Here is a 24992-nt window from a genome sequence, read left to right as displayed (position 1 = left end):
CTGATCCGGGTTCAGCCAGCCTGAAGCAGCTGCCGTCCCGCTTGTTCTTCCCAATAGTCAGCGTCGCCACCCAGCACCGCGTTGAGTGTCGCGCGCTTCAGGAAGAGGTGGCACTGATGTTCCATGGTCAGGCCGATGCCGCCGTGGAGCTGGACCGCGTCCTCGGCGATCGCGCGATAGACGCTCGTCGCATGCGCCTTCAGTGCGCCGATCTCGTCGAGCGTCGCATCGGTATCGAGCGCGCGGTTCCAGAACAGCGCTTCCGCCGCCGACAGCCAGGTCTTCATATCGGCGACGCGGTGCTTGAGCGCCTGGAACAATGCGAGCGGACGATCGAACTGGCGACGCGTCTTGAGATAGTCGACGGTGAGTTCGAGGATGGCATCGGCGCCGCCAAGCGAGTCACCTGCCAGCGCGAATAGCAGGAGTGTTTGGATCCGTCGGCCCAGCGCCACTGCGGCATCGCCGGTCGCCAGCGTCACGCCGTCTCCGGTAATTTCGACATCGAACAGGCGCCGCGTCTTGTCCCATGTGTCGCGCGGGGTGACGGTCGCGCCGTCAAGTGGCACGAGCGCAACGCTATCCGCTGCCAAGACCAGAACATGGCTGGCACGATCGGCGTCGGGCACGCAGCCGAGGTTGCCCCCCGGCGACAGCGATGCGGTCATGATCTCGCCGCCCATCGCGCGGGCGAGCAGGTCGTCGCACCCGGGGCTGTCGCTGACGGCGCTCAGCGCTTCGATCACCAGCATCTGCGCGACCGCCGGGCCGGGGACGAGGGCGCGGCCCAATTCGGTATGGATGACCCCCATCGCCTCGCGCCCGAGTCCCAGGCCGCCCTGCGCCTCGGGCACGGCCATCATCAGCCAGCCCATCTCGGCGATCAGGCTCCAGCTCTTCTCGGCGTCGGGGGTAAGACCGCCCTCGCCAAAGGCCCGGCGCGCGGCACCCTGAAGCTCGGCGCGGGTCATCGTCATGGCCGCGCCTCCGTTACCCAGCTTTTCGGCTCACGCGGCATGCCGAGCAGGCGCTCGGAGATGATGTTGCGCTGTACCTCGTCGCTGCCGCCGGCGATCGTCCAGGCATAGCTGTTCATGAAATCGGCCATCCAGTTGCCCGTTTCCATGCCGCCGCCGAAGATGATCGGCTCATGAAATTGCGCCTCCAGGCCACCGATCCGCAGCCCGAGCGCGGTGAACTCGCGCAGCGTTCGCGAGTAAGACAGCTTGACCAGTGAAGCGTCGCCGACACGCTCTTCACCGGCGATGCGGTTGGCGAGGAATTGGTCCGCCAGCGCGCAGGTCGCGTCGATCCTGGTCGCCAGCCGGCCGACATCGCGCAGCAGGCCGACATCGCCGTCTCGTCCGTTGGCGCGGATCAGGCCGGCGATGCGCCACAAGGCCCCGCGCATCCGCGCGCCCAATTCGAGCAGCGTCAGCCCGCGTTCGGAGGACAAGGTCGATTGCGCGACGGCCCAGCCCTGGCCCTCGTCGCCGAGCCTGTTGCCGACCGGCACCTCGACATCGTCGAGAAACAGCTCGGCAAATTCCTCGTCGCCGTGGATCTGGTGGATCGGGCGCGCGGTGACGCCCTTCGTCTTGAGGTCGAGCAGCAGATAGGTCAGCCCGGCCTGCTTCGCACCTTCGTTGCTGGTGCGTACCAGCAACAGGCACTGGTCGGCGAACTGGCCCATCGTCGACCACAGCTTCTGCCCGTTGACGACATAGACGTCGCCGCGCCGCTCGGCACGGGTGCGGACGTTGGCGAGATCGGAGCCGGCATTGGGCTCGGAGAAGCCCTGGCACCAGATTTCGCCCTCGAGGATGCGCGGGATATAGCGCGCCTGCTGCTCGGCGCTGCCCCATTCGAACAGCGTGCTGGCGGCGTGATAGGTCGACATGAACGACAGCAGCAGGCGCGGCGTATCGGCGCGGGCAAGCTCCTCGTAGATTACCTTCTGCTCGGCGAGGCTGCGCCCACCGCCGGGCCACTGCGCCGGCCAATGCGGCACCGCATAGCCGCCCGCGGCGAGCGTGGCGAACCAGCTGCGCTGCACGGCGAGGAAGCCGGCATGCGTCGCACAGACGGCGCGCCAATCCCTCGGCACCGAGGCATCGAGCCAGGTGCGCACCTCCTGCCGAAATGTTTCAAGCGCGTCGGTCAATCCCGGCCTCCAAACGATCCCGAAGCTAGGCATTATTTCGGGCGCGGCCCGCAAGGCGTGCCGCCACATATCGGCGCGGCGATGCGTGGCTTACACGGCGATTTCGATCGTCTCGCCGACGATGCGCACTTCGAATGTGGCGATCGGATCGGTCGCCGGCTGGCTGAGCGCCTCGCCGGTTGCGAGATCGAACTTCGCACCATGGGCGGGGCAGGCGATCCAGCCATAGCGGACGCGGCCGCATTCGAGTGGCTGCTCCGCGTGCGAACAACGATTCTCGACCGCGAACAGCCGCCCCGCATGATGGACGATCATGATCGATCGGTTGCCGACCGTCACGGTTCGGGTGGTGTCGGGCGCGACATCGGCGACGGCGGCGACGGGTGTGAAGATGCGTTCGGCCATGAACCATTGTGCCGCGATTTCACCCGCGCGGATACGCGCAGCATATCACCACGGCGTTCTTTTGCGGGGCGGCCTGTTCGCCCCCTGTATTGTGGATTAGCCGTTACGCTCCGTCGCAGGGATACGAGCAGCCGCATGCATTTTGAATGGACCGACGAGGAAGTCGCCTTCCGCGAAAAGCTGCGCGCCTTTCTCGCCGCGACCTTGCCCGACGATTGGGAGCGCTTCTCGCAGCATGGCCCGGCATCGCCGGCGCTGACCGAATATGCGCGCGATTTCTGCGGCACGCTCGCACGCGAAGGGATGCTGACGCCGCACTGGCCCAAAGAGATTGGCGGCGACGGGCTTGATCCGTGGCACCAGACGATCCTCGCCGAGGAAATGTGGGTCGCCGGCGAGCCGCGCGGCGGGCAATATATGAACGTCAACTGGATTGGCCCGACGCTGATCCGCTATGGCTCGCCCGCGCAACGCGAACAATATCTGCCGCCGATCGTCGAAGGGCGGGCGCTGTGGTGCCAAGGGTTTTCGGAGCCGGGAGCAGGGTCGGACCTTGCGTCGCTGCGCACGCGGGCCGTGCTCCACGGCGACAATTATCGTGTCACCGGGCAGAAGATCTGGACCAGCTACGCCGGCCTTGCCGACACCTGTTTCCTGGTGTGCCGCACCAGCGACGACCGCAAGCGCGGCATCTCGATCCTGCTCGTGCCGATGGACACGCCGGGCATCACCGTTCGGCAAATCCCCTCACTGATCGGCGAGGGCGATATCCATGAGGTGTTCTTCGACGACATGGTCGTGCCGATAACCGCGCGGCTGGGCGAGGAAGGCGAGGCATGGTCGATCATCGCCTATTCGCTGACCAACGAACGGCTCGGCATCCCGCGCTACGCGCTGGCGCGGGCCGCGCTCGATCGGGCGGTGGCGGTGCTGAAAGGGCGGGACGAGTTTGTTGGCGAGGGTGTGAAGATTGAGGCAGCGCAGTGTCTTGCGTTGTGTGAGGCCGCGCGGATGGCAAGCTATGCGATCGTCAGCAAACGCGCGCACGGTGAAGCGATCGGCCCGGAATCCGCCTCGGCGCGCTTCGCAACAGTGATGGCCGAGCGGCGCGTGGCGGAGTTCGTCGTCGAATATCTGCCTGAAGCGCTTGCCTACGCGCATCCCTATCTGAAGATGCATCATCAGCGTGGGATCGTCGCGGGGATCGCGGCAGGCGCGGCGGAGATTCAGCTGAACATTATCGCCAGCGATGTGCTCTGTTTGCCACGGGAGCCGCGCTGATGGATCTCTCGCTAACATCCGACCAGATCGCGATCCTTGACGCGGTTGAATCGCTCGCCAAGCCATATGCAAGCCCGCCGCTGCACGACACCGGCCTCGCGCTGGTCAGCGATACGCTGGATCGGGAGCTTGCCGATGGCGGATTTCTCGATGTCGCGTTCGATCCCGATCTGGGGGCGCTCACCGCCGCTTTGGTGGTCGAGCGACTGGCGCGATTGCCCTTTGCGACCGAGGCGGCAGTAAGCGCGCTCGTGCGCCCGCTGTTCGCGGCGGAGATGCCACGGCCGCTCTGCCTCGTCGAAGCGCTTGGCACGACGCGTCCGATACGCTTTTTGAAACCAGGCGCGACGGTGGTCGTGGTGGGTAGGGATTCCGTGTCCAGCTTCGTCGCCAGCGCGGATCAGGTACGCAAAGAGGAAACTCTTTTCGCCTATCCGATGGCGACGTTGCTGGTCGATCCCACGACGGTAGTCATGGCACCGCATGACCTGTCTGCAGGCGAGGTAAAGACACGCTGGCGAATTGCGATTGCGGCAGAGGCGGCGGGCTTGCTCGCCGCGGCGCTGCAAAGTGTGACGAGCTACGTGACCGACCGCCATCAGTTCGGTCGCCCGCTCGCGACGTTCCAGGCGCTGCGTCACCGGCTATCCGAAGCTCAGGTACGCACGAACGGTACCTATTGGTTGGCGATGAAGGCAGCTGCCACGCTTGAAGCGGGCGATGCCGCGCTAGCCTTGTTGCATGCGCAAGAAAGTGCGCGGGCCTGCGTCTATGACTTCCACCAATTTCTGGGCGCGATGGGGATGACATTGGAGCATCCGCTGCACCTGTGGACCTATCGCCTCAAGGCGCTGATCGGCGAGTTGGGCGGACGCGGAGTGCAGGGTGCTGCCGCAGCGGACGCGGTCTGGTAGTGGGGTAGCTGTTCCCGCGCGTCGGCTATTTCTTCATGCGCCTATGGTTTCGATGAAGTCGTCCGTACTGGTCTTAAGACGTTCCAGATCCGTTGCGACCTGCGTGAAGATTTCGCTCAGCCGTGCCAGATTGTCTGTGACCTTGTGGGTGCGCTCGTTCACGTGACTCGCCAGGTCGCTCACGCTGTGCGCCGCGGTCGCCGTCTCGTCGATTGCGGCGGCGATTGAGGTTACCCGCTCGACCTGCGACTTCATCATGTCCATCATTTCATGGATCGCCTCGCGCGCCTCGACCATCGTGATCCGCCCGTCTTCATTTTTCGCCGCTGAGTTTTTATTAGCATTCTGGATGGCTGCGATGCGCGCTGCGATCTGATCGGTGGCGTGCGCGGTCTGCCCTGCAAGCGACTTAACTTCCTGTGCCACGATCGCGAACCCGCGCCCGGCGTCTCCGGCACGGGCGGCCTCGATCGTGGCATTGAGCGCCAGCAGGTTGGTTTGCCCTGCGATGTTGCGGATCATGTCCAGTACCGAGGCGATAGCGCCGATTTCACGGGAAAGATCATCGGCGGCCGTGCGGGCGGCATCGGCATCGACACTTGCCCGCTGCTCTATGGCGAGCACGATTACCATTCGGGATGCGACGGTATCGATCGTTTCGCTGAGCCCGGCGGCGATTTGGGCTGCATCGCGCATTGCATTTGCGGATTGTTGCGCAGCGTTGGCAACCTCCGCGACGTCACCCAGCATCACTTGCGAGCCCTTGATCGTCTGATCGGTCTCCTCGGACAGCAATTGCGCATTGGCCAGAGCGTGCTCGACCGATCGTGAAACAAGCTGTTGAAAGTTCTCAGCGCGGGACGTGCGATCGAGCGCGGCTACCTGACGCCGTAATTCTCCGATCTGCCACAGCAATATTTCGATCTCGTATGATGAAGCCTCCCGCACTGTATCGCACAGTCGTGAAATGTCCTCATCGGGAAGGTCGAGCGTGACCGCGATCCGCTTGGTGACGCGGCGTGATATCTCGTTGGTGCCAGCGACGATCATTGCGACCGAAACACCATGTTCTGAAATCATGCGCGCGCGTTGGCAGATCGCGTCGATCCATTGCGGCGAGAGCGCGCTGCTGAACTTGCGGCGGGCGTGCTCCAGCGCATCGGCGATCATCCGGTCGTTCTGCTCCGGTTGCTGGATCGGATCCTGGTTCATGCGTTGCGGCACTGTCGCGATGAAATCGCGCATGCTTTCGATGATGATCGGACCAGCGTGCTGCCAAAGCTCGATCAGATTGCGGGAGAATGCGCCACCGCGATCGTAAATCTTGAGGCGGATATCCACCTCTTCTCGCGGCATGCCCACAACGAGCTGAAGCGAAGTATCAGCCATAGCAGCTCACTCTCCGACTATTTTCTTATTTTCTTTCACGCAATGTTCCCCCCTGCAACGCCGCACTGACTTCCTGCGCGGAACGACAGTGGAACATCGCCCAGGCGATTCCCCTTTCGTTGTGGGGCTGCATGCGCGGAGCCGCGCCCCGCGAGGCATAGTCGCGCTACCTGGCAGATTTGCCTTCGCGTGCGAGCCACATCAGCTAACGGGTGGGCCGACCGGGAATAACGCAGGCCTTGCCCGCGCCCCGGCTCCGTCAGAAGCCGAGGTCGAGGATCTTGCCGTCGAAATTGCCGCCGAGCAGGTTCGTCGCGGCCGCCAGTTTCTCGGGCGCGACACCCTTCAGATGGCCGTCGATGATCCGGTTATAGTTGCTGATCAGCCCCTCGATATCCTTCGACAGGCGCATGAAATCGAAGCCTACGGCGTGCAGTCCTTTTTGCTGGATCGGGATGTTGGCATAATCCTGGCGCGGGATCGGGGGAAAATCCTGGCTGTCATAGGGGAGGACCTTCGGTTCCATCACCGTTTCGTGCGCGGCTCCTTCCGCGACGTGCGTCAGCGACCATAATTCGAACATGCAGCTTTCCGGGCCGAGCGGGCGAATGCGGTAGGCGGAGACGCTGGAGAACATCGGCAGCAGGAACGTGTTGGGGAACAGGAATTCGACCGCGTTGACCGGATCTGAGACCGCGACGGCGTTGAGGTCCGGCACGTTTTCGCCGCGCGCGCGCAATTGCTCGGTGATCTGGTGGTTGAGGATGCCGTACCACATCATCACCGCCTGTTGCGGATCCTCGGGCAGCTCGACATCGGCGAGTTGCCGCGCGATCTCGACTTCCTTTTCGTGGACCATCCCCGACATGCCTTCGCTGAGCAGCCCGAGATGCTTGATCTGCGCCTTGATATTGTCGCGCACGCTGAGGTTCGGATTGATCGGGACGCCGATCCCGCCGGTGTCCATGCCGTACATCGCATTGTAGAGCATCGGTGCGGCCTGTTGCAGCTGAGGATGCGTACGCATCACGTGATAGCCCTCCATGAAGGCTTCCATCGCGACCTTCCAGTTGGCTGGCAGCACCGTTTGGTACCACCATTCGGCGCGCAGATTGCCGACGCCATGCGCTTCGAGCCGGTCGGCGACCGGGCCGATCGTATCGCGAAAGGACGGCGCGTCGTCATCGAGGTTGATGAACGCGCAACCGCCCCAAGTCTCGACCCGACAGGCCCTGAGCGCAAGGTCGGCGGGATCGAGCTGATCCTCGCTGAACATGTGCCGACCATAGACGAAGGTGTTCTTTCCCTCGATGTTCCAACGCCAGCCATGGAAGGGGCAGATGAATCCCGGCGTGTTGCAATTGCCATGGCCGCCTTCGTTGACGAACGGCACGCCGCGATGGCGGCAGGCATTGTGAAACGCCTTCACGCCGTCCTTCGTGCGCACGACGATCACCGACCTGCCCAGATTGGTATATTCCACCCAATCGCCAATCTCGGCGATCTGTTCCAGCCGGCACGCCATCTGCCAGACGTGCGGCCAGAGCCGTTCGGTCTCCAGCGCGTAGAATTCCGCATCGAAATAACGCGGGGTCGAGATCCGCTCGGGATTCTCGACTGCGAACGGAACGGGTCGCTCCGTGTCCATGATACCCATCGCGCACCTCTCGTTTCAGCTTTGCGCGGATGATAAGTGCCCCGCCGACTCAGACAAGCGAACAGTCGAACGCCCCCGCGATATCGCCGCACCGATACGCCGAACCCGATTGGAGATCGGCCCGCCCCGCCCCTATCGTTGCTCCGCAGCAGGGCGAGGAGCATCCCGATGACCGATACCGACGCGATGGCCGAGATCGTCGCCCATCACCACATCCGTCATTGCATCGTTGCACTCGCCCGTGGCGAGGATCGGCGTGACGCGGCGATCATCACCAACTGCTTCTGGCCGGATGCGGGGGTCAATTTCGGCATCTTCGTCGGATCGTTCGACGAGTATCTGGCATGGGTCGTGCCCGGCGCAGACAGTATTCCGGTCACGCTGCATACGCTGGGGCAGAGCCTGATCCAGCTGCGCGGGGCGTCGGCGACGGTGGAAACCCACGTCACCGCCTATCACCGCATCGACGTCGGCGAGGCCGAGCATGATGTGATCCTGGTCGGGCGCTACCTCGACCAGATGGAGCAGCGCGACGGTAGTTGGCGCATCGCCAAGCGCACGATGGTCTATGACTGGACGCGCGATCTCGGCGTGTCGGTCGACTGGTCGCAGGGGCTGTTGGGCATGCCGTTCCTTCGCGGCAAGCCGGTCGGCGCCGCGCATGGTGACATGAGCGAGATATTCTTCGGCTGAGGCCGGCGGCCAATCAACTCGGAACGTTGGGTGGCCGCAAATTGGTTAGAGGGCGGCGATAGGACAGATCGGATTCGTCCCGCGTGGCAATGCCGTTGAGGTCGATGCCGGCTATGTCGCCGAACGGGATCGGCATGGTCGGCAGCAGGCCCGAATATTCGATCACCGTGCTGCGCACAGCGACCTTCCATTGGCCATCGCGGCGCTCGAAGCGGTCGATATAGCGCCCGCCTGCGAGCCAGTTGCTGTCGTCGCGATTGCGCGCGGCGAAAAGATAATAGGTCTCGGTGTGCGCGGTGTCGCCGTCGAGATCGCAGCTGTGGTTAAGCAGCACATGATGCGTCGCTGACTGGCCATGGTCGTGCAGTTCGCGGGCCCAGTCGTAGAGCGCTGCGGGCTGGCCGACGAACGGGCCGGCGGCGATCTCGGCGTCGGGGTGGAAGGCGGACAGGAAGGCGTCGCGATCGAACCGGTCCATGCCGCGGGCGAAGCGGGTGAGCGCGTCGAGAATATCCTGGCGATCGAGCAATTCGCCGAGGCGGGCATTATTGGCGGTCATCACACGGTCTCCTGAATGGGACGCCAGATCGGCGAACCGCGCTGTTCGCGCAGCGACGGGATGATCTTACCGTCGATATCGGTGACGCCATATTGCTGCGCCAGTTCGGCGGTGATGAAGGTGCCGCCCGAATGCCGCATCATCGTCTCGTCGCTCGCCAACGCGGCGATCACGCGACCGGGAAATTCGGGCGAGCAGCCGATCAGCGGGTTGGTCACGATGCTCGCCTTCATCGCCGGATTGTTGGCGATGTTGCGTTCGGCGCGCTCGGTGAAGGTCAGGCCCTGCCACAGCGAGATCGAACCGACATTGTGAGGCAAAAGCTCGATCGCCATGTCGCGCGCCATGCGATCGACCGCCGCCTTGCAGGTGCCGAACACGACGCCATAGGTGTAGGTGACGCCGACATAGCCCGAGATGACGACGATCAGGCCCGATTTCTGCGGCGTCATGATCTTCGCTGCATGCCATGCCGCGACGAAGTTCGATCGCACGCCGACATCGACCATTTCCCAGTTGGACAACGGCTTCTCCCAGAAGCTGCCGGGCTCGGTAAGGTCCTCGGGCAGGGCGAAGGCGTTGTTGACGAGGATGTCGAGCCGGCCCTGTTCGCGGGCGACCTGTTCGAACAAGGCGGCGACCTGATGATCCTCGGCATGATCAACCTGTACGGCAATTCCCTTGCCGCCGCGCCGGTCGCATTCCGCCGCCGTTTCGCCAACCGTGCCGGGCAGCGGGTGCGCGCCCGCGCTCACTGTGCGGCCGGTGACGTAGACCGTCGCGCCGGCCTCCGCGAGAGCGATGGCGACTCCCTTGCCGATCCCGCGACTGGCGCCGGTAACGACCGCGACCTTGCCGGTAAGTTCACCCATCCTGTCGTGCTCCCGTCGAAAGTTCTGCCAGTATCGCGTCGGTATCCGCGCCGAGCAGCGGTGCGGGGCCGGCGATCCTGCCTGGCGTTTTGGAGAAGGTCGCCGGAATGCCGGGAAATCGCACCGGACCTTGTGCGCTGTCGACCGTCTCGAAAAAGCCGACTGCGTTCAGATGTTCATTGTCGAACAATTCGTCGGGAGTTCGTAGCGGGGCCGCCGGCACGCCGATCGCGCGCAACAGGTCCAGCCATTGCTGCGTCGTCCGCGAGAGGAACGTTTCGCCCAGCAGGCCGTACATCCGGTCGATCTGCTTCGCGCGCTGCGCCAGCGTCGCCATGTCGGGGCCGGCCCAGGTGGGTTTCACCGCATCGACGAAGGCGTTCCAGTGCCGGTCATTGTAAACCAGCGCCGAAATGTAGCCGTCGCTGGTCTTGTATGGCCGCCGGCCGGGCGCGACCACGCGCGGATAGATGGCGGGGCCGAGTTTCGGCTCGAACATCGCGCCATTGGCATGTTCGACCAGCATGAACGAGGCCATCGTCTCGAACATGCCGACCTCCACTTCCTGGCCCTCGCCGGTGCGTTCGCGGTGGAACAGCGCCATGGTGGTCGCGTACAGCGCGGTCAGCCCAGCGACCTTGTCGGCGACGATCGTGCCGACATAGCTCGCCTCGCCGGTTAGCATCTGTTGCACCGCCGCCAGGCCGCATTCGCCCTGGATCGTGTCGTCATAGGCGGGTTGGTCGCGCTCGGGCCCATTGCGGCCATAGCCGTAGCAATTGGTGTAGACGATCGACGGGTTGACCGCCGCGACCGCGGTATAGTCGAAACCGAGCTTGGCGATCGCCTTGGCGCGCATCGAATGGATGAACACGTCCGCATCGGCGACCAGTTCGCGCAGCGTCGCCTTGCCCTCTTCGCTGCGCAGATCGAGAACGATGCTGCGCTTGCCGCGGTTGACGTTGACGAACACGCCGGCCAGCCCATGCGCCGGCCCGACCGAGATGTAGCGCGCGTCGTCGCCGGCCGGTGGCTCGACCTTGATCACGTCGGCGCCCATGTCGGCCATGATCTGCGTGGCATAGGGCCCGAACACGACACTTGTCAGATCGACGACCTTGATGCCGGACAGGGGGCCGTGGCCCGCCTTGCTCTCCATGTAACGCTCCTTGTGGACGGCATCCGGCTAGGGCAATGCAGCGAACGAATCCATTCGCTGGAGCGATATGTCGACGGCGCCGCGTTGTGGCGGGGTCAGGCGACTGCTAGCCGCGGCGCTCCTTTTCCTCGCCATACAAGGTCGAAGCCCGTGGATTTCGCCTTCACCGAAGACCAGCAGAATATCCGCGATGCGGTGCTGAAACATTGCGCCCAATTCTCAGATGATTACTGGCTGGAGCGCGACCGCGAGGGTGTCTACCCGGCGGACTTCCACAAATCGATGGCCGATGCCGGGTGGCTCGGCGTGGCGATGCCCGAGGCCTATGGCGGTGCGGGGCTCGGCATCACCGAGGCCGCGATCATGATGCAGGCGGTAGCCGAGGCGGGCGGCGGAATGACGGCGGCCTCGACCATTCATGGCCCGGTGTTCAGCATGGAGCCGATCGAGCTGTTCGGCACGCCGGAACAGAAGCAGCGCATGATCCCGCCGATCCTGTCGGGCGTTGAAAAGATGTGCTTCGCGGTAACCGAGCCCAATACCGGGCTCGACACGACGAAGCTGAAGACCCGCGCCGAGCGGGTCGCGGGCGGATACCGCGTCAATGGCGAGAAAATCTGGATCACCAACGCGCACGTCGCCGACAGGATGATGCTGCTCGCGCGCACCACGCCGCTCGATGCGGTCAGCAACAAAACCCACGGGCTTTCGCTGTTCTACACGAAGCTCGACCGCGAAAAGATCTCGCACCAGCTGATCCCCAAGATGGGCCGCCATGCTGTGGGATCGAACATGCTGTTCATCACCGACCTGTTCATTCCCGGGGAAGATTTGATCGGTGAGGAAGGGCAGGGGTTCAAGATCATCCTGAAAGGGTTGAATCCCGAACGCATCCTGCTTGCGGCGGAGGCGGTCGGCATCGGCCGTAACGCGATCAAGCGCGCGGCGCGCTATGCCCGCGAACGCATCGTGTTCGATCGGCCGATCGGAATGAACCAGGGCATCCAGCACCCGCTGGCCAAATGCTGGGCACAGCTGGAAGCCGCCAATTTGATGGTGATGCAGGCGGCGACCAAGTTCGACAAGGGTGAGGATTGCGGGGTGGAAGCCAATGCCGGCAAATATCTGGCGGCCGAATTCGCCTTCGAGGCGTGCCACACCGCGATGCTGACGCTGGGCGGGATGGGCTACGCGCAGGAATATCATGTCGAGCGGCTGCTGCGCGAAGTGCTGATCCCGCGCACCGCACCGGTCAGCCCGCACATGATCCTGAATTTCATCGCCGAAAAGGTGCTGGAGTTGCCGAAGAGTTACTGAGTTCCGTACCCGATACCAATTGCAGGGAAACCGATGCCGATGCCCGATACGCCGCCGATCAAGATGCGTTCCTGGCTGTTCGCGCCGGGTGATAGCGAGCGCAAGATGACCAAGGCGGTCGAGGGCACGGCCGATATCGTGCTGTTCGATCTCGAAGATGCGGTCGCGACCGAGAACAAGCCACTCGCGCGGCAAGTCGTGCATGATTTCCTCAAGGCGAACGAAGCGCAGCGCGCGCGCATCTGGGTGCGCGTGAATCCGCTCGATGGACCGTACACGTTGACTGATCTCGCGGCGATCATGCCGGCGCATCCCGGTGGGATCATGCTGCCCAAGGTTTACGGACGGCAGGATGTCGAACTGCTCGATCATTACCTGTCGGCGTTCGAGGCTGCGCACGGCATTGCGGTCGGATCCACACCGGTGATCGTGCTCGTCACCGAAACTGCGGAGGCGATGTTCCACACCGGCGATTACAAGGGCGCGCCGCGGGTCGTCGCGCTGACCTGGGGGGCGGAGGATCTTGCCGATTCGATCGGTGCGAGTTCCAACCGCAACCCCGATGGCAGCTACGGCTTTACCTATGAGCTTGCGCGGAGCATGTGTCTGCTCGGCGCGGCAACGGCGTGCGTCACCGCGATCGAGACGATCCAGGGTGATTTCCGCGATCTCGATACGCTGAAGGCACGCGCCGAGAAAGTACGGCGCGATGGTTATCGCGGGATGCTGGCGATCCACCCGGCGCAGGTCGACGTGATCAACGCCGCCTTCACGCCGACTGCGGAGGAGGTAGCCGAAGCCCAGGCGATCGTCGATATCTTTGCCGCCAACCCCGGCGTCGGCGCGATAGGTTACAAGGGCGGCATGCTCGACCGGCCCTATCTGTCGCGCGCCGAGCAATTGCTGCGGCAGGTTCGGGGCGCATGATGATCGACCTCGCGCGGTATCTGAGGCGCGGCGACCGGATCGTTTTCGGTCAGGCCTGTGGTGAGCCGACCACGCTGGTCGAGGCGCTGATCGCGCAAGGGGCGGGAATCGGCGATCTGTCGGCGTTCATCGCGACGAGCTTTTCCGGGCTCTTCACGCCCGAGACAGCGGATAGCTTCGCACTGTCGAGTATGGGCGCGATCGGTGCGCTGCGAAGCATGACCAAGGCCGGCAAGCTGCAGGTGATCCCGGTGCATGTCAGCCAGGTCGGCCCGTTGATTACGGCGGGCACGATCGGCTGCGACGTGGCGATGATCCAGGTCAGCCCGGCCGACGCCGATGGCAATCATAGCTGCGGGCTGATCAGCGACTATGTCCGCGCCGCGGTGGACAAGGCGCGCGTCGTGATCGCCGAGGTCAACGAGTTGGTGCCCTGGACGCCCGGCGAAACCATCGCGGCGTCGGCGATCGACGTGGCGGTGCAGGTATCGCGCGCACCGGTGGAGGTCGCCGCGGGCGAGGTCACCGACACCGACGAGGCGATCGCGCGCGCCTGTGCGGGCTATATCGGTGACGGATCGGTGATCCAGACCGGTGTCGGCGCGGTGCCCGATGCTCTGCTGCGGCTGCTCGGCGATCGCAAGGATCTGGGGGTGCATTCAGGCATGCTCGGCGACGGGCTCGTGGATCTGGTCGAGGCCGGGGTGATCACCAATGCCCGCAAGGAGATCGATGCTGGCGTGTCGATCAACGGCGCGCTGATCGGCACCAAGCGGCTCTACGACTGGGCGCATCTCAACACCGCGATCCGGATGACGCCGACAGGCTATACGCATGATGCCGCCGTGCTCGGCCGGCTTTCGCGGTTGGTGACGATCAACTCGGCGCTGGAGGTCGATCTGACGGGGCAGGTCAATGCCGAGCAATCCGGCGCCACCTATATGGGCGGCACGGGCGGCCAGGTCGATTTCGTGCGCGCCGGGGCACGTTCACCCGGCGGCCGCTCGATCATTGCGCTGTCGGCGACGGCGAAGGGCGGCACGTTGAGCAAGATCGTGCCCGCCTTGTCCGGCCCGGTCACGACCTCACGCAGCGAGGTCGATGTGATCGTCACTGAATTCGGCGCGGCGGAGCTGAAGGGCCAGACGCTCGCCGAACGCACGCGCCGCCTGATCGCGATCGCCCATCCCGAATTCCGCGAGGAGCTGGATCGCGCTGCTCATGTCATCCAGCAAAGAGGTTTCTGATGAGCGACGCAGTCCTGTTCGACGCCCGTAACGACGGCATCGCGATCATCACGCTCAATCGGCCCGATCAGCGCAATGCGCTGGGCAAGGACATTCGCGATGGCCTGTTTGCCGCATGGGACCGGTTCGAGCGCGACCCCGCGCTGCGCGTCGCGATCCTGACCGGCGCGGGCGACAAGGCCTTCTGCGCCGGTGGCGACCTGAAGGAGATGGTCGAGCGTGGGCTGCAGGTGCCGCCGCGTGACATGTTCCCGGTGCCGGGCGACAGCATCGAGATCACCAAACCGACGATCGCCGCCGTCAACGGTGTGGCCTTTGCCGGTGGCTGGATGATCGCGCAGGCGTGCGACCTATGCGTTGCCAGCACATCGGCGAAATTCGCCATCACCGAGGTCAAGGTCGGGCGCGGTTCGCCCTGGGCAGCGCCATTGATCCACATGATCCCGCAGCGGATCATGATGGAGATCATCCTCACCGGCAAACCGATCACCGCGCAGCGCGCCTATGAGATCGGGCTGGTCAACCGCCTGGCCGATCCGGCGGCGTTGATGGACACAGCGCTCGAACTGGCGGGCGAAATTCTCGAGGGGGCGCCGCTTTCGGTAAAAGCGGGCCGCGAGACCGTGATGCTCGCGACCGAGATGGGCCGTGCTGCCGCGCTACAGGCTGCGCGTGCTGCGCACGAATTCACCTATCGCAGCGAGGATGCGCAGGAGGGGCCGCGCTCCTTTGCAGAGAAGCGCCCGCCCGAGTGGAAATCGCGGTAGCGATACGGGTTGCGCCATCGCGGTGCTATGTCGAGCCTTTCAGCGAATGAGGCGCGCGATGAACGAGATGACGAAGGTCGCCGAGACCGAGGACCTGGCGGCGCCAGTCACCATCCCCGCGGATGCCTATATCTCGAAGGACTATGCCGCCGCCGAGCAGGATCGCTTGTGGCGCAAGACCTGGTTGCAGGCCGGCCGGCTCGAGGACGTGCCCGAGATCGGCAATTTCATCACCTATGACATCGGCCCCGACGGCGTCATCGTCGTTCGCACCAGTGAGACCGAACTCCGCGCTTATCACAATGTCTGCCCGCATCGTGGCCGTCGTCTTATCGACGTGCCGCCCGGCCAGCACAATGCGCGCGGCACCAAGGCGAACTTCATCTGTGGCTACCACGCCTGGACCTTCAACCTCGAAGGGCGTTGCACCTATATCCAGCATCAAGACGACTGGCAGGGCGCGCTGACCGAGGAGCGCACCAGCCTGGGCAAGGTGCAGGTCGACAGCTGGGGCGGGTGGATCTGGGTCAATCTCGATCCCGATGCCGTGCCGCTGGCCGAGTATCTCGCGCCGGTGCCCGACATGCTCGATCCCTATGGGTTACAGAATATGCGGCCGCGGTGGCGCAAGTGGATTATCTTCGATTGCAACTGGAAGGTTGCGATGGAGGCCTTTGCCGAGACCTATCACGTGTTCAGCACGCATCCCGAATTCAACGATTTCGGCCAGTTCCGTGGCTGGGCGCACACGCACGGGCTGCACACCAATATCGGCTATGAAGCGCCCAAGGGCATGGAGGAGGATTCTGGCAAGCTGCGCGTCGGCACCGGTGCCGACCCCCGCGTCACCACCGCCGAGATGCAGAATTTCACCTGGGCCAATGCCAATACTAACACCACGCGCACGCTGGTGGAGGCGGCCAACCGGCTGGTCGACGAACTCCCGGAAGATACGCCGGCGATGGAGGTCTCGCGCCACTGGATCCAGTCGGCGCGCGCGGCGGACGCGGCACGCGGCGTGATCTGGCCGACAGTCGAGCCCGCGCATACCGCCAAGGCGGGTACCGCGTGGCAGGTGTTCCCCAATTTCCAGATCGGCCACGCGGTCAACAATATGCTGTGCTACGGCGCGAAGCCGTTCGGCGGCGATCCCGACAAATGCATCTTCGAAGCCGCCGTGTACGAGCTGTACCCGCAGGGCGAGGCACCCGAAACGGAGTGGGAATATACCGCGGCCGAGGATTGGCCGCCGGTGCTGCAACAGGACTTCGCCAACATGGCGGCGGTGCAGCAGGGCATGAAGAATGTCGGCTTTCGCGGCGCGCAGCCCAACCCCTATATGGAACGTTCGGTGGCGAGCCTGCACTATAATCTGGCGAGGTTCATGGGGGTCGGCGCGCCGCGTTCGAGGACGTGATCGCCGGTAGCGGAAGATGACCGAAAAGAGCGGGCGCGCCGAATGGCGGCAGTACCCGATGCTGCCGATCGCGGCGGCGATGGGCTACGCCACCAGCGTCATCCACATCTACGGCCTGGGGCCATATATCGCTCCGATCGGCCAGTCGTTCGGCTGGTCGCGCACGCAGGTGACGATCGGGTTGACGATCTCGACGCTGGTGCAGGCGATCTTTAGCTTGCCGATCGGGCTATTGGTGGACAAATATGGACCGCGCCGATTTGCCCTTGCTGGCATCCTGTTGTCCACTGCGGCGTTCGAGTTGCTGGGGACGGCGACGGGCGGCACGCTCAACTGGTACGCACTCTGGGGTCTGCTGGCCTTCGCCACGCTGCCGGTACAGGCAACCGTGTGGACGAGTGCGGTGGCAACGCGGTTCGAGGCCTCGCGCGGGCTGGCGTTCGCCATCACCCTGTGCGGTGCGTCGGTCGCGGTTATGGTGTTTCCGCTGCTCGGCACCTGGCTGATCGGGATATATGGCTGGCAGAAGGCGGTCGCGGTGCAGGGCGGGATCTGGACGGTGATCGCCTTTCCGGTGATCTTCCTGTTCTTTCGCGGCGCGCATGATGCGTCGCGCACGCGGACCGCGATCGCGAAAGCCGATCGGCCGATATTGAGCGGGGCAAGCCTGAGCGAGGGGTTGCGCTCGACGATCTACCTTCGCCTGCTGCTCGCCAGCCTGTTGTTCACCTTCACGATCATCGCGCTGGTCGTGCATTTCGTGCCGATCCTCACCGATCGCGGCGCCACGCCGCTGGGCGCGGCGGGGATTGTTTCGCTGGTCGGGATCTTCTCCATCGTCGGGCGCCTGGCGACCGGGCTTCTCCTCGATCGCTTCCGCGCCTCCCGGGTCGGTGCGGTGGTGTTCTTGCTGCCGGTGGTCGGCTGCCTGTTGTTGCTGACGGTCGGGGGCACCGGGATGGGGCAGGCGGTCGCAGCGGCGTTCGTCGGCCTGACGCTGGGCGCGGAGGTGGACGTGATCGTCTACCTGACGACACGGCATTTCGGGCTGAAGAGCTTTGGCGGGCTGTATGGTGGATTGCTCACCGCGCTGTCGATCGGCACCGCGACCGGCCCGCTGGCCGCGGCGGCGGTGTTCGACGCCTATCGCAGCTACGCGCCGTTCCTGTGGTTGACGATCGCGTTCATGGTCGCCAGCAGTGCGGCATTACTGAGTTTGCCGAAACCGGCGGAGCGGTAGGCGTACAGCTGACACGAAAACACCCGCCACCCTCCCGGGTGACGGGCGCCATCTGGACGCTGGTCTGGCCTATTCGAACGGCTCTTCGCCCTGTAGCTTGGTGCGATGCATCATGCGGTTGCAATCGGGATCGTATTTCTCGGCGCGGTGCATCGTGCCGGTATTGTCCCAGATCACCAGGTCGCCGACGCTCCACTCGTGGCTGTAGCTGAATTCTTCGCGTGTCGCCCATTCGCGCAGGCCGACGAGCACCTCTGCACTCTTCATCGGCTCCAAATCGAGCACACGCTGTGCGGTGCAGCCGAGTACCAGCGACTTGCGGCCCGACTGATGCTTCCACACCAGCGGCAGTTCGTTTTCGCCGATCCGTTGCATGCCCTGGATCTTGGCGAGGCTGGGTTCCGGTTCGTAATAGAAGACGGTCGCCCATACCGAATGGATGACGCGCATCTGTTCATATTCGGCCTTGTCCTCGTCCGACAGCGCCTCATATGCGGCATAGGTATTGCAGAAGCCGGTGTTGCCGCCCCAGGTCGCGGGCACCTTGCACGAGAGCAACGACGCCAGGATCGGCGTATCGTTCATCGTGCCATCGATATGCCAGTAGAGTGAACCCTTGAGATATTCCGCGCTCTGCGGGTTTTCCCTCACGTCGAGCGTGATCTTGTGGATCTTGTGATCGGTACCGTCCTGTCGCTCCGGCGCGAACGTGCCCATCGTTTTGGTGAAGGCGATCTGCTCGTCGTCGTTGAAGTTGATCTTCGGGAACACCAGCACGCCACGTTGCTGCAGCAACTCCTTCAACTCCGCGCCGAGCTGGCCGTCGAGCAACTCCTCCTTGGTGTTCAGGATACGTGTCCCGATCGATGGCTTGATCTCTTCGCTGACGATGCTCAGCGGCCGGTCCTGTGCAACAGTGGCCATGGGACGATCCTCTCCAGAAACGATGATGCTGAACGAGTGTTCAGCAGATTCAGGTCTTCGTGTCAATCGGTGGGACGAGCCGGTCGAGCCATGCCTCGATGAACGCGCGCGCTTCGGCATGGCCGGCGGTGATACCGAGTTCGCTCTCCATCGCCAGCGCACGGCCGACCCCGGCCAGGACGAAGCTGAACCCGGCCGGGGTGGCCCCGTCGCCGAATCGTTGGCCGAGCAACTGTTCGATCAGCGCGGTTTGCCGTGCGCGCATCGCATCGCTGTGCTTGACGATTTCCGCGCCGATCGCCTTGCGGTGGTTGGCCAACGCCACGAATTCCAACGCCAGCGCATTGCGGCTGGTATCGGCGAAGAAGCGCCACAGTGCGCGGATCGGATCGTCGCTGGTCAGCGCCCGCTCGATCATCGCGTCGCTCTGCGCCGCGCCGCGTTTGAACACCGCGAGGAAGACGTCGTCGGTGGTCGGAAAATAATAATGCACCAGCGAGGGTTTGAGCCCGGCCTGTGCCGCGATGCGTCGGCTGCTCGCCGCGGCATAACCCTCCTCGCGGATCACCTGTTCGGCGGCGTCGAGGATCAGGGTATAGGTTTCGGACGTGACGGGGCCGATGCGGCGTTTGGCGGTCATCGCCTGAGCATAGGGAGCGGCAGGGGCCGTGCAAGGTCGGGCGGCGAGCACGGTCATGTCGCCAGCGCCTGAACCGAGATCCCGCTCATCACGCTCCACCCGGCATCGTTGTTGAACGTGCTGCCGGTCGCGAAACTCGCATCGTCGCTGGCCAGGAACAGCGCCATCTTCGCCATCTCTTCGGGTTCTGCCATGCGGCCGAGCACACCCATACGACCGATCAATTCGTTCGAGGTGGGTAAACCCCTGGCGATCATCTCGGCGCGCTGGTGTTTGGCCATCGGCGTCTCGGTTGCGCCCGGGCACAGGGCATTGACGCGGATTTTGTGCTTCCCCAGTTCGACCGCCGCGACCCGCGTCAGCGCGACGACGCCCGCCTTGGATGCGCTATAGCCTGCCGTGCCACAGACCATGTGCGCCGCGATCGACGCGGTGTTGACGATCGACCCGCCGCCGGCCGCGATCATCTCGGGCGCAACATGCTTGATCATCAACCACACGCCCTTTAAATTGACATCGAGGCAGCGATCGAAAGCTTCTTCGGAGATATCGAGGATCGAGCGCTTGTTCTCGGGATCGATCCCGGCATTGTTGAACAACACGGTCGGCGACCCGAGTTGCGCCACCGTGCGCGCCACGACGCGCCGCACCTCTGCGCTGTTGCTGACATCCGCGCCGATCGCGATGGCCGTGCCGCCTGCCGCCCGGATCGCCTCGACGACCGGCGTGACGCGGGCCTCATCCAGATCGACCGCAGCCACACTCGCCCCCTCGCGCGCGAACAGCAAGGCGGCGGCTTCCCCCATGCCGCCTGCTGCGCCCGTGACGATCGCGATTTTGCCGGCCAATCGCATGGCTGTCAGTGCGACCCCATGTAACGGCCGCCATTGGTGCTGATCGTCTGGCCGGTGATATAACTTGCTTCTTCGGAGGCAAGATAGGCGCAGGCCGCGGCGATATCCTCGGGCTGGCCGATGCGTTTCATCGGCAGCGTCTTGGCGAAGGCCTCGTGGTCGATCGGCGCGGCGCGCATCATCGGCGTATCGATGAAGCCCGGCGGCACCATGTTGACCGTGACGCCGCTGGCCGCGAATTCCAGCGCCAGTGCTTTGGTCATGCCCATCAGGCCGCCTTTAGAGGCGACATAGTGGCCCTGCATGGGAGAGCCGGACTGTACCGAGGAGGACGTGATGTTGATCACCCGGCCCCATTTGGCAGCCAGCATATCGGGCAGCACTTCTTTCGTCAGCAAATAGGGCCCGCGCAAATTGATGCGGATGACCTTGTCGAACAGATCGTCTTCGATATCGAGGAATGGCGTGAAGGGCGCGATACCGGCATTGTTCACCAGGATGGCCACGGGGCCGAGTTCGGCGCGCGTCCGGTCCGCGGCCGCCTTGATCGCCGCCTTGTCCGAACAATCGGCGTCGATCGCGATCGCCGTACCGCCGGCATCCGCGATCATTCGGGCGGTTTCCTCGGCGCCCGCAGCGTTGATATCCCAGATCGCGACCTTGGCGGTGTCCTCGGCAAGGCGGATCGCGATCGCGCGGCCGATGCCCGATCCCGCGCCCGTCACCACCGCTACCCTGCCGTTCAAAGACCTCGTCATCGCAAATCCTCCCTATCGACCGTTCTGAACGGCTGTTCAGCGCGCATGGACAGGATCGGGCAGGGAAGTGTCAAGCGCGTGGCCGGCCGGGATCGCCCGGGCGAAGTGGGCTAGTCAGCCCGGCACGGGATCGCACGCCACCATTGCGCCGCGCAGTTCATAGCTCTGCAGCATGTCCGACCAGCCGATGTCGGGCGCGCGCGTCAGGCGAATGCCGGGCAGGCCGAACAGCGCGTCGAGGAACGCGCGCGCCTCATGCAGCGCGACTTGCCAGCCAGGGCAATGATGCGGGCCGTCACCGAAGCTGAGGAACGATCCGTTGGCCTTCATGGTGGCCGCGCGATCGGGGTCGATCGCATGTGGGCAGGCACCGACGGTACTCTCATCGACATTCGCGTCGCGCAGGCACAGCGCGTAGATACCGCCCTCGGCCGGGGGCAGCGCATCGGGCGGCGGCGCATCGCCGTCGACGCCGCGATAGAGAAACGCGGCGATCGGCTCAAGCCGCAAGACCTCCAGCAGGATCGCGAACTGGTCGTCCTGCTCGCCGGTCATGAATCGCGCGCGCAAGTCGGGATTGTCGAACAGATGCCAAGCCGCCATCACGATGAATTCGCGCGTCGTGACCATACCGGCGGCGGCATAGGTCATGCACTCCATCAGGATCGCCTTGTCCGAACAGCCCGCGTTGATCAGATGCGACAGCAGGTCGTCGCGCGGGTTCGCCGTGCGATCGCGGATTGCGGGCTTCACGTCATTGTAGAAGAAGTCGATCGAATTGAGCACTTTCTTCGCCGAGACGATCAGCCGCCGGATCGGCCGGTTGCGCGGGAAGAACGCGGCCGAGAGCGATGCATTGAGCCGCCGCGCCATCTTGGTGCGATCGGTAACGGTCAGCCCGACGATGTCGGCGGCGACCGCGACTGCGAGATCGAAGCTCATTACGTCAATCTGGCCCGTGCCGGTGCGGCGCAGACCGCCCAGTTGTTCCTCGATCACGCGGTCGATGATTGCGGTATAACGCGTGGTGATCGTCCGGGGCGCGAAGAACCGCGCGATCGCGGCACGCTTCTTCTTGTGTTCCGGACCGTCGAGGAAAAATACCGGTGCGCGTGCGGGATCGCTGATGTCGAAATATTCCGCGCCGCCCCCGGCCTGTTTCAGCGCCGGATTGCGCAGGATGTCGCGCACTTGCCTGAAGCTGGTGACGCGTGCGCCCTGCTCCGGTCGCGCCCGCGCGGCGACGATCGCTGCGGTCTTGCGATCGTCGCGGTTTGCGTCGATGCGGGAGGTCGCCATGGGAGATGCCTCGTCTATTTATGATCCACAGTGTATCATATCGTCATGAATGAACCTGCGTCAATCCAGACCGATGCGAGGGCCGTGCGCACGCGCCGCGCATTGCTCGATGCCCTGCTTCGGCTGATCGAGACGCGGCCGTTCGAGCAGGTGACAATCCGCGAGATCGCGAGTGAAGCGCGGATCGGCTATGCGACTTTCTTCCGGCACTATCCGTCGAAGGAAGCGCTGCTCCACGATTTGGCGGCGGCGGAGATCGCCGGGTTGCTGGGCCGGACGTTGCCGATCCTGTTCTCGGATGACAGTCGACGGGCATGCGTCGCGCTGTTCGAGCATGTCGCGCAGCACCGGCCCTTGTGGTCGGCGCTGCTGACCGGCGGCGCGGCGGCCTCGTTGAAGCAGGAGTTCACCGATCAGGCGAAGCGCGTCGCCGAGGACCAGGGGGCGGGCGGAAGGTCGATCCCCGACGAGTTGCGCGCGGTCGTGGCGGTCGCCGCAACGGTCGAAATTATCGCATGGTGGCTGCATCAGGACGTTACATGCGAGGTCGAGCGCGTGGCGGAGATACTCGACCGTTTGGTCGTCGCCCCTGCCATCGCGGTCGATTGACATTTACTTGCAAGGTTGAGGCGCCGGCAAATGAAGCCTTGGCTACGTCCGCCCAAATGCGCGAACGTGCCGCTCCGCGATCACTGGCCCCCCGGGGTGGCAACCATGCCGATGGTTCCTGCACAGCGCGCCGCGACGCCACGAACCTTCTCGCGCTGCAGCCCCGCCACGGTGGAGAGCCGCTCGGATGGAAAATTCACGCGTAGCAGAATTGTGGCTTTCGCAGCGCAACTGATTGCAAGCGGACGTCCGCTCCCGACCCTGGGCAAGTCCGAGATGGTTTCGTCAGGCGCCCGCCGGCGAACGGATGATCCGCATGTGCCGGCGCTGGGCGGCGTGGGCGGCCTCCTGATCGCCCAGAATCTCGACCGTGAGCGAGACGTGGGCGAGTGCCAGCATCATATCCAACAGACGTCGATCGCGCTCCTCAAGATGGGCTATCGGCTTACCGTCCAGATAGGCAAGCGCGGGAAGCAGTTCGTCCTTGGCGGCGTCGTAAAAGGCTGCCCGGTCGGCAGCATCGCTACTGCCGCGGACCGCGGCGCGCGCTACCGACCCACTGATCGCCCAGGTCGCGGCGAACGGCTCAAGCGCGGCAAAGCCATCCGGCAGTATGGTGCTCATGCCGACGTCTCGACTAAACGCGCGCCGGGCGCATCGCACTCCGCCCGTTCCTGCTGGTAGGCGCGTACGCGCTCGTCGACCGCGTTGAACAGATGCCGGCAAAGCGCTTCCTGCGACTGGAAATGGATGTGGCTCAGCGCGCCGCTGTTCAAGCCCCGCTGGCCCGCTTCGATGACGGCGCGATCCTCGGCATGGATATCGCGCGCGCTCGCCATCGCATATTCACGGACATAGCGCCGGCTGGCGCTATCGTCCTCGCCCTTCCAGTAGAGCCGGATGACACCGCGCGAGCGCTGCGCGTCGATCGGCACGATCACGTGCGAGAAGGGTTGGGCGGCCGATCCAAAGATGAAAAAGTTCGGGAACAGGGCAAGATAGTCACGCGCATTCGGACCGATGAGGCCATCGGCAGCCGCGAATTGCATCGCCTTGCCGAAGGAAATGCCTTGCACGAATTTGGGCTGGGCTTTGGGATTGCCCCAGATCGTCTGCGTGCGATGCGGCCCCTCGAACCCGACTTTCGCCGGGTAGCCGAACGGATTCTCCTCGCCCACTGCAGGCGCGCCGGAGCGCGGATGGATGAAGCGGAGGTGATAATTCTCCTGGAAGTTGTCGTAGGTCAGCTTCCAGTTGGCCTCGATTTCGTAGACATATTCGGAGAAGGTCGTCGCGCCGGCAGCGGGAAAGGTGTCGAGCCGATCCGCGAAGGCGCCGAGATAGTCGCGCAGGCCTTGCGCGGGCGTCGGGTCGAGATTGACGAAGATCAGCCCGCCGCAGACGTCGACCGCGACCGGCCGCAGCCCGAGATCGTCCTTCGACACGAAGAAGCGATCCAGATCGGGCGCGCTGAGCAGGCGACCATCGGCAGCAAAGGTCCAGCGGTGATAGGGGCAGCTGAAGTTCGATCGCCTGCCGCATGCTTCTTCGACCAACTGCGTACCGCGATGGGTGCAGACATTGTGGAAAGCGCGCACCGCGCCGTCTCGCCCGCGTATGATCAGCAGCGATGCTTTGGCGAACTCCAGTTCGCGTCGGATGAAGTCGCCCGGCTCGGCGATCTCGCAAACATGGCCGATCTGCAACCAGCTTCGCTTGAAGATCGCCTCGCGCTCCAGCTCAAAATAGGCAGGATCGAAATAGGGCGCGGCCGGCACGGGATCGGTGCCGAGCCAGGCGAGGCTCTCTGCGGACACGGGTTCGAAACTGGAAATTGGGAGACTCATGCGACCACTCCGACGACGGACTCGCTCCATCTGGTCGCATATCTGATCGCACC

25 protein-coding genes are annotated in these 24992 nt (G+C 64.2%); 10 read left to right on the top strand and 15 right to left on the bottom strand.

Going from position 1 to position 24992, the window contains the following annotated elements; genetic code table 11:
• Positions 1–11: 11 nt before the first annotated feature.
• From U1839_RS03295 to U1839_RS03285, 3 genes are read right to left on the bottom strand one after another with little or no spacing between them, the layout of a single operon-like run.
• Positions 12–977 carry an acyl-CoA dehydrogenase family protein gene (locus tag U1839_RS03295; RefSeq protein ID WP_332802248.1) on the bottom strand — a complete coding sequence of 322 codons (966 nt, stop codon included), beginning with the start codon at positions 975–977 and terminating at the stop codon, positions 12–14.
• Entirely contained in the window at positions 974–2197 is a 1224-nt protein-coding gene (locus tag U1839_RS03290) for an acyl-CoA dehydrogenase family protein (RefSeq protein WP_332802247.1), read from the bottom strand. The genes U1839_RS03295 and U1839_RS03290 overlap by 4 nt, the downstream gene beginning before the upstream one ends.
• A gap of 57 nt (positions 2198–2254) precedes the next feature.
• A complete protein-coding gene (locus U1839_RS03285) occupies positions 2255–2569 on the bottom strand; it encodes a Rieske (2Fe-2S) protein (RefSeq protein ID WP_332802246.1) in 315 nt (104 codons plus the stop codon).
• A gap of 135 nt (positions 2570–2704) precedes the next feature.
• Between U1839_RS03285 and U1839_RS03280 the strand changes: the two genes are divergently transcribed.
• Together U1839_RS03280 and U1839_RS03275 are read left to right on the top strand one after the other, a co-directional pair.
• The gene (locus U1839_RS03280; RefSeq protein ID WP_332802245.1) at positions 2705–3850 is read left to right on the top strand and encodes an acyl-CoA dehydrogenase family protein; all 1146 of its coding nucleotides are present in this window, start codon (positions 2705–2707) and stop codon (positions 3848–3850) included.
• Positions 3850–4764: an acyl-CoA dehydrogenase family protein gene (locus tag U1839_RS03275; RefSeq protein ID WP_332802244.1), complete on the top strand. Its 915-nt coding sequence runs from the start codon at positions 3850–3852 to the stop codon at positions 4762–4764. Before U1839_RS03280 ends, U1839_RS03275 begins: the two co-directional genes overlap by 1 nt.
• A 33-nt stretch (positions 4765–4797) precedes the next feature.
• Here the strand turns inward: U1839_RS03275 and U1839_RS03270 are convergent, their stop codons facing one another.
• Entirely contained in the window at positions 4798–6153 is a 1356-nt protein-coding gene (locus U1839_RS03270) for a methyl-accepting chemotaxis protein (RefSeq protein ID WP_332802243.1), read from the bottom strand.
• Positions 6154–6412: 259 nt separating this feature from the next.
• Positions 6413–7810, bottom strand: a complete 1398-nt coding sequence (locus U1839_RS03265) for an aromatic ring-hydroxylating oxygenase subunit alpha (protein WP_332802242.1) — start codon at positions 7808–7810, stop codon at positions 6413–6415.
• Between the two features lie 168 nt (positions 7811–7978).
• Here U1839_RS03265 and U1839_RS03260 point away from each other — a divergent pair, with 168 nt between their 5' ends.
• A complete protein-coding gene (locus U1839_RS03260) occupies positions 7979–8503 on the top strand; it encodes a nuclear transport factor 2 family protein (protein ID WP_332802241.1) in 525 nt (174 codons plus the stop codon).
• A gap of 13 nt (positions 8504–8516) precedes the next feature.
• Here U1839_RS03260 and U1839_RS03255 read toward each other — a convergent pair whose 3' ends face one another.
• Genes U1839_RS03255 through U1839_RS03245 form a run of 3 tightly spaced genes read right to left on the bottom strand, consistent with a single transcriptional unit; the run spans position 8517 to position 11093 of the window.
• Positions 8517–9062, bottom strand: a complete 546-nt coding sequence (locus U1839_RS03255) for a nuclear transport factor 2 family protein (RefSeq protein WP_332802240.1) — start codon at positions 9060–9062, stop codon at positions 8517–8519.
• Positions 9062–9934: an SDR family NAD(P)-dependent oxidoreductase gene (locus tag U1839_RS03250; RefSeq protein ID WP_332802239.1), complete on the bottom strand. Its 873-nt coding sequence runs from the start codon at positions 9932–9934 to the stop codon at positions 9062–9064. Before U1839_RS03250 ends, U1839_RS03255 begins: the two co-directional genes overlap by 1 nt.
• Positions 9927–11093 (bottom strand): CaiB/BaiF CoA transferase family protein, encoded by a 1167-nt coding sequence (locus tag U1839_RS03245; RefSeq protein ID WP_332802238.1) that lies wholly within the window; start codon positions 11091–11093, stop codon positions 9927–9929. Before U1839_RS03245 ends, U1839_RS03250 begins: the two co-directional genes overlap by 8 nt.
• Positions 11094–11243: 150 nt before the next feature.
• Here U1839_RS03245 and U1839_RS03240 point away from each other — a divergent pair, with 150 nt between their 5' ends.
• From U1839_RS03240 to U1839_RS03215, 6 genes are read left to right on the top strand one after another with little or no spacing between them, the layout of a single operon-like run.
• Complete coding sequence (locus tag U1839_RS03240; RefSeq protein ID WP_332802237.1) at positions 11244–12410, top strand: acyl-CoA dehydrogenase family protein; 1167 nt, start codon at positions 11244–11246, stop codon at positions 12408–12410.
• A gap of 33 nt (positions 12411–12443) precedes the next feature.
• On the top strand, positions 12444–13337 hold the full coding sequence (locus tag U1839_RS03235) for an HpcH/HpaI aldolase/citrate lyase family protein (protein WP_332802236.1): 894 nt from the start codon (positions 12444–12446) through the stop codon (positions 13335–13337).
• The gene (locus tag U1839_RS03230; RefSeq protein ID WP_332802358.1) at positions 13337–14584 is read left to right on the top strand and encodes an acetyl-CoA hydrolase/transferase family protein; all 1248 of its coding nucleotides are present in this window, start codon (positions 13337–13339) and stop codon (positions 14582–14584) included. Before U1839_RS03235 ends, U1839_RS03230 begins: the two co-directional genes overlap by 1 nt.
• Positions 14584–15351: an enoyl-CoA hydratase/isomerase family protein gene (locus U1839_RS03225; RefSeq protein ID WP_332802235.1), complete on the top strand. Its 768-nt coding sequence runs from the start codon at positions 14584–14586 to the stop codon at positions 15349–15351. The genes U1839_RS03230 and U1839_RS03225 overlap by 1 nt, the downstream gene beginning before the upstream one ends.
• Before the next feature lie 58 nt (positions 15352–15409).
• On the top strand, positions 15410–16768 hold the full coding sequence (locus U1839_RS03220) for an aromatic ring-hydroxylating oxygenase subunit alpha (RefSeq protein ID WP_332802234.1): 1359 nt from the start codon (positions 15410–15412) through the stop codon (positions 16766–16768).
• A gap of 16 nt (positions 16769–16784) precedes the next feature.
• Complete coding sequence (locus tag U1839_RS03215) at positions 16785–18008, top strand: MFS transporter (RefSeq protein WP_332802233.1); 1224 nt, start codon at positions 16785–16787, stop codon at positions 18006–18008.
• Positions 18009–18077: 69 nt separating this feature from the next.
• Here U1839_RS03215 and U1839_RS03210 read toward each other — a convergent pair whose 3' ends face one another.
• The 5 genes from U1839_RS03210 to U1839_RS03190 all read right to left on the bottom strand — a co-directional run bounded on the left by U1839_RS03210 (position 18078) and on the right by U1839_RS03190 (position 22483).
• Positions 18078–18932 (bottom strand): TauD/TfdA dioxygenase family protein, encoded by an 855-nt coding sequence (locus U1839_RS03210; RefSeq protein WP_332802232.1) that lies wholly within the window; start codon positions 18930–18932, stop codon positions 18078–18080.
• A gap of 49 nt (positions 18933–18981) precedes the next feature.
• Complete coding sequence (locus U1839_RS03205; RefSeq protein WP_332802231.1) at positions 18982–19572, bottom strand: TetR/AcrR family transcriptional regulator; 591 nt, start codon at positions 19570–19572, stop codon at positions 18982–18984.
• Positions 19573–19625: 53 nt separating this feature from the next.
• Positions 19626–20420, bottom strand: coding sequence for an SDR family NAD(P)-dependent oxidoreductase (locus U1839_RS03200; protein ID WP_332802230.1), 795 nt, complete (start codon positions 20418–20420; stop codon positions 19626–19628).
• A gap of 11 nt (positions 20421–20431) precedes the next feature.
• Positions 20432–21184, bottom strand: a complete 753-nt coding sequence (locus U1839_RS03195) for an SDR family NAD(P)-dependent oxidoreductase (protein WP_332802229.1) — start codon at positions 21182–21184, stop codon at positions 20432–20434.
• Between the two features lie 114 nt (positions 21185–21298).
• A complete protein-coding gene (locus U1839_RS03190; protein ID WP_332802228.1) occupies positions 21299–22483 on the bottom strand; it encodes a cytochrome P450 in 1185 nt (394 codons plus the stop codon).
• A gap of 84 nt (positions 22484–22567) precedes the next feature.
• Here U1839_RS03190 and U1839_RS03185 point away from each other — a divergent pair, with 84 nt between their 5' ends.
• Positions 22568–23092, top strand: coding sequence for a TetR/AcrR family transcriptional regulator (locus U1839_RS03185; RefSeq protein WP_332802227.1), 525 nt, complete (start codon positions 22568–22570; stop codon positions 23090–23092).
• Between the two features lie 285 nt (positions 23093–23377).
• Here U1839_RS03185 and U1839_RS03180 read toward each other — a convergent pair whose 3' ends face one another.
• Positions 23378–23716 carry a hypothetical protein gene (locus U1839_RS03180; RefSeq protein ID WP_332802226.1) on the bottom strand — a complete coding sequence of 113 codons (339 nt, stop codon included), beginning with the start codon at positions 23714–23716 and terminating at the stop codon, positions 23378–23380.
• Positions 23713–24939, bottom strand: coding sequence for an aromatic ring-hydroxylating oxygenase subunit alpha (locus tag U1839_RS03175; RefSeq protein WP_332802225.1), 1227 nt, complete (start codon positions 24937–24939; stop codon positions 23713–23715). Before U1839_RS03175 ends, U1839_RS03180 begins: the two co-directional genes overlap by 4 nt.
• Positions 24940–24992: the final 53 nt, after the last annotated feature.

Source organism: Parasphingomonas halimpatiens (genome assembly GCF_036663795.1).
GTDB lineage: Bacteria > Pseudomonadota > Alphaproteobacteria > Sphingomonadales > Sphingomonadaceae > Sphingomonas.
The sequence above is the reverse complement of the archived record's forward strand: the minus strand, read 5'-3'. Positions and strand labels throughout refer to the sequence as shown.

What these genes read in the sequence shown, in the direction of transcription:
- U1839_RS03180 (WP_332802226.1), bottom strand. Translation starts at nt 23,716, where the DNA reads ATGAGCACCATACTGCCGGATGGCTTTGCCGCGCTTGAGCCGTTCGCC.
- U1839_RS03260 (WP_332802241.1), top strand. Translation starts at nt 7,979, where the DNA reads ATGACCGATACCGACGCGATGGCCGAGATCGTCGCCCATCACCACATC.
- U1839_RS03265 (WP_332802242.1), bottom strand. Translation starts at nt 7,810, where the DNA reads ATGGGTATCATGGACACGGAGCGACCCGTTCCGTTCGCAGTCGAGAAT.
- U1839_RS03190 (WP_332802228.1), bottom strand. Translation starts at nt 22,483, where the DNA reads ATGGCGACCTCCCGCATCGACGCAAACCGCGACGATCGCAAGACCGCA.
- U1839_RS03285 (WP_332802246.1), bottom strand. Translation starts at nt 2,569, where the DNA reads ATGGCCGAACGCATCTTCACACCCGTCGCCGCCGTCGCCGATGTCGCG.
- U1839_RS03245 (WP_332802238.1), bottom strand. Translation starts at nt 11,093, where the DNA reads ATGGAGAGCAAGGCGGGCCACGGCCCCCTGTCCGGCATCAAGGTCGTC.
- U1839_RS03195 (WP_332802229.1), bottom strand. Translation starts at nt 21,184, where the DNA reads ATGACGAGGTCTTTGAACGGCAGGGTAGCGGTGGTGACGGGCGCGGGA.
- U1839_RS03290 (WP_332802247.1), bottom strand. Translation starts at nt 2,197, where the DNA reads ATGCCTAGCTTCGGGATCGTTTGGAGGCCGGGATTGACCGACGCGCTT.
- U1839_RS03235 (WP_332802236.1), top strand. Translation starts at nt 12,444, where the DNA reads ATGCCGATGCCCGATACGCCGCCGATCAAGATGCGTTCCTGGCTGTTC.
- U1839_RS03280 (WP_332802245.1), top strand. Translation starts at nt 2,705, where the DNA reads ATGCATTTTGAATGGACCGACGAGGAAGTCGCCTTCCGCGAAAAGCTG.
- U1839_RS03275 (WP_332802244.1), top strand. Translation starts at nt 3,850, where the DNA reads ATGGATCTCTCGCTAACATCCGACCAGATCGCGATCCTTGACGCGGTT.
- U1839_RS03295 (WP_332802248.1), bottom strand. Translation starts at nt 977, where the DNA reads ATGACGATGACCCGCGCCGAGCTTCAGGGTGCCGCGCGCCGGGCCTTT.
- U1839_RS03255 (WP_332802240.1), bottom strand. Translation starts at nt 9,062, where the DNA reads ATGACCGCCAATAATGCCCGCCTCGGCGAATTGCTCGATCGCCAGGAT.
- U1839_RS03230 (WP_332802358.1), top strand. Translation starts at nt 13,337, where the DNA reads ATGATCGACCTCGCGCGGTATCTGAGGCGCGGCGACCGGATCGTTTTC.
- U1839_RS03210 (WP_332802232.1), bottom strand. Translation starts at nt 18,932, where the DNA reads ATGGCCACTGTTGCACAGGACCGGCCGCTGAGCATCGTCAGCGAAGAG.
- U1839_RS03250 (WP_332802239.1), bottom strand. Translation starts at nt 9,934, where the DNA reads ATGGGTGAACTTACCGGCAAGGTCGCGGTCGTTACCGGCGCCAGTCGC.
- U1839_RS03175 (WP_332802225.1), bottom strand. Translation starts at nt 24,939, where the DNA reads ATGAGTCTCCCAATTTCCAGTTTCGAACCCGTGTCCGCAGAGAGCCTC.
- U1839_RS03205 (WP_332802231.1), bottom strand. Translation starts at nt 19,572, where the DNA reads ATGACCGCCAAACGCCGCATCGGCCCCGTCACGTCCGAAACCTATACC.
- U1839_RS03215 (WP_332802233.1), top strand. Translation starts at nt 16,785, where the DNA reads ATGACCGAAAAGAGCGGGCGCGCCGAATGGCGGCAGTACCCGATGCTG.
- U1839_RS03225 (WP_332802235.1), top strand. Translation starts at nt 14,584, where the DNA reads ATGAGCGACGCAGTCCTGTTCGACGCCCGTAACGACGGCATCGCGATC.
- U1839_RS03220 (WP_332802234.1), top strand. Translation starts at nt 15,410, where the DNA reads ATGAACGAGATGACGAAGGTCGCCGAGACCGAGGACCTGGCGGCGCCA.
- U1839_RS03270 (WP_332802243.1), bottom strand. Translation starts at nt 6,153, where the DNA reads ATGGCTGATACTTCGCTTCAGCTCGTTGTGGGCATGCCGCGAGAAGAG.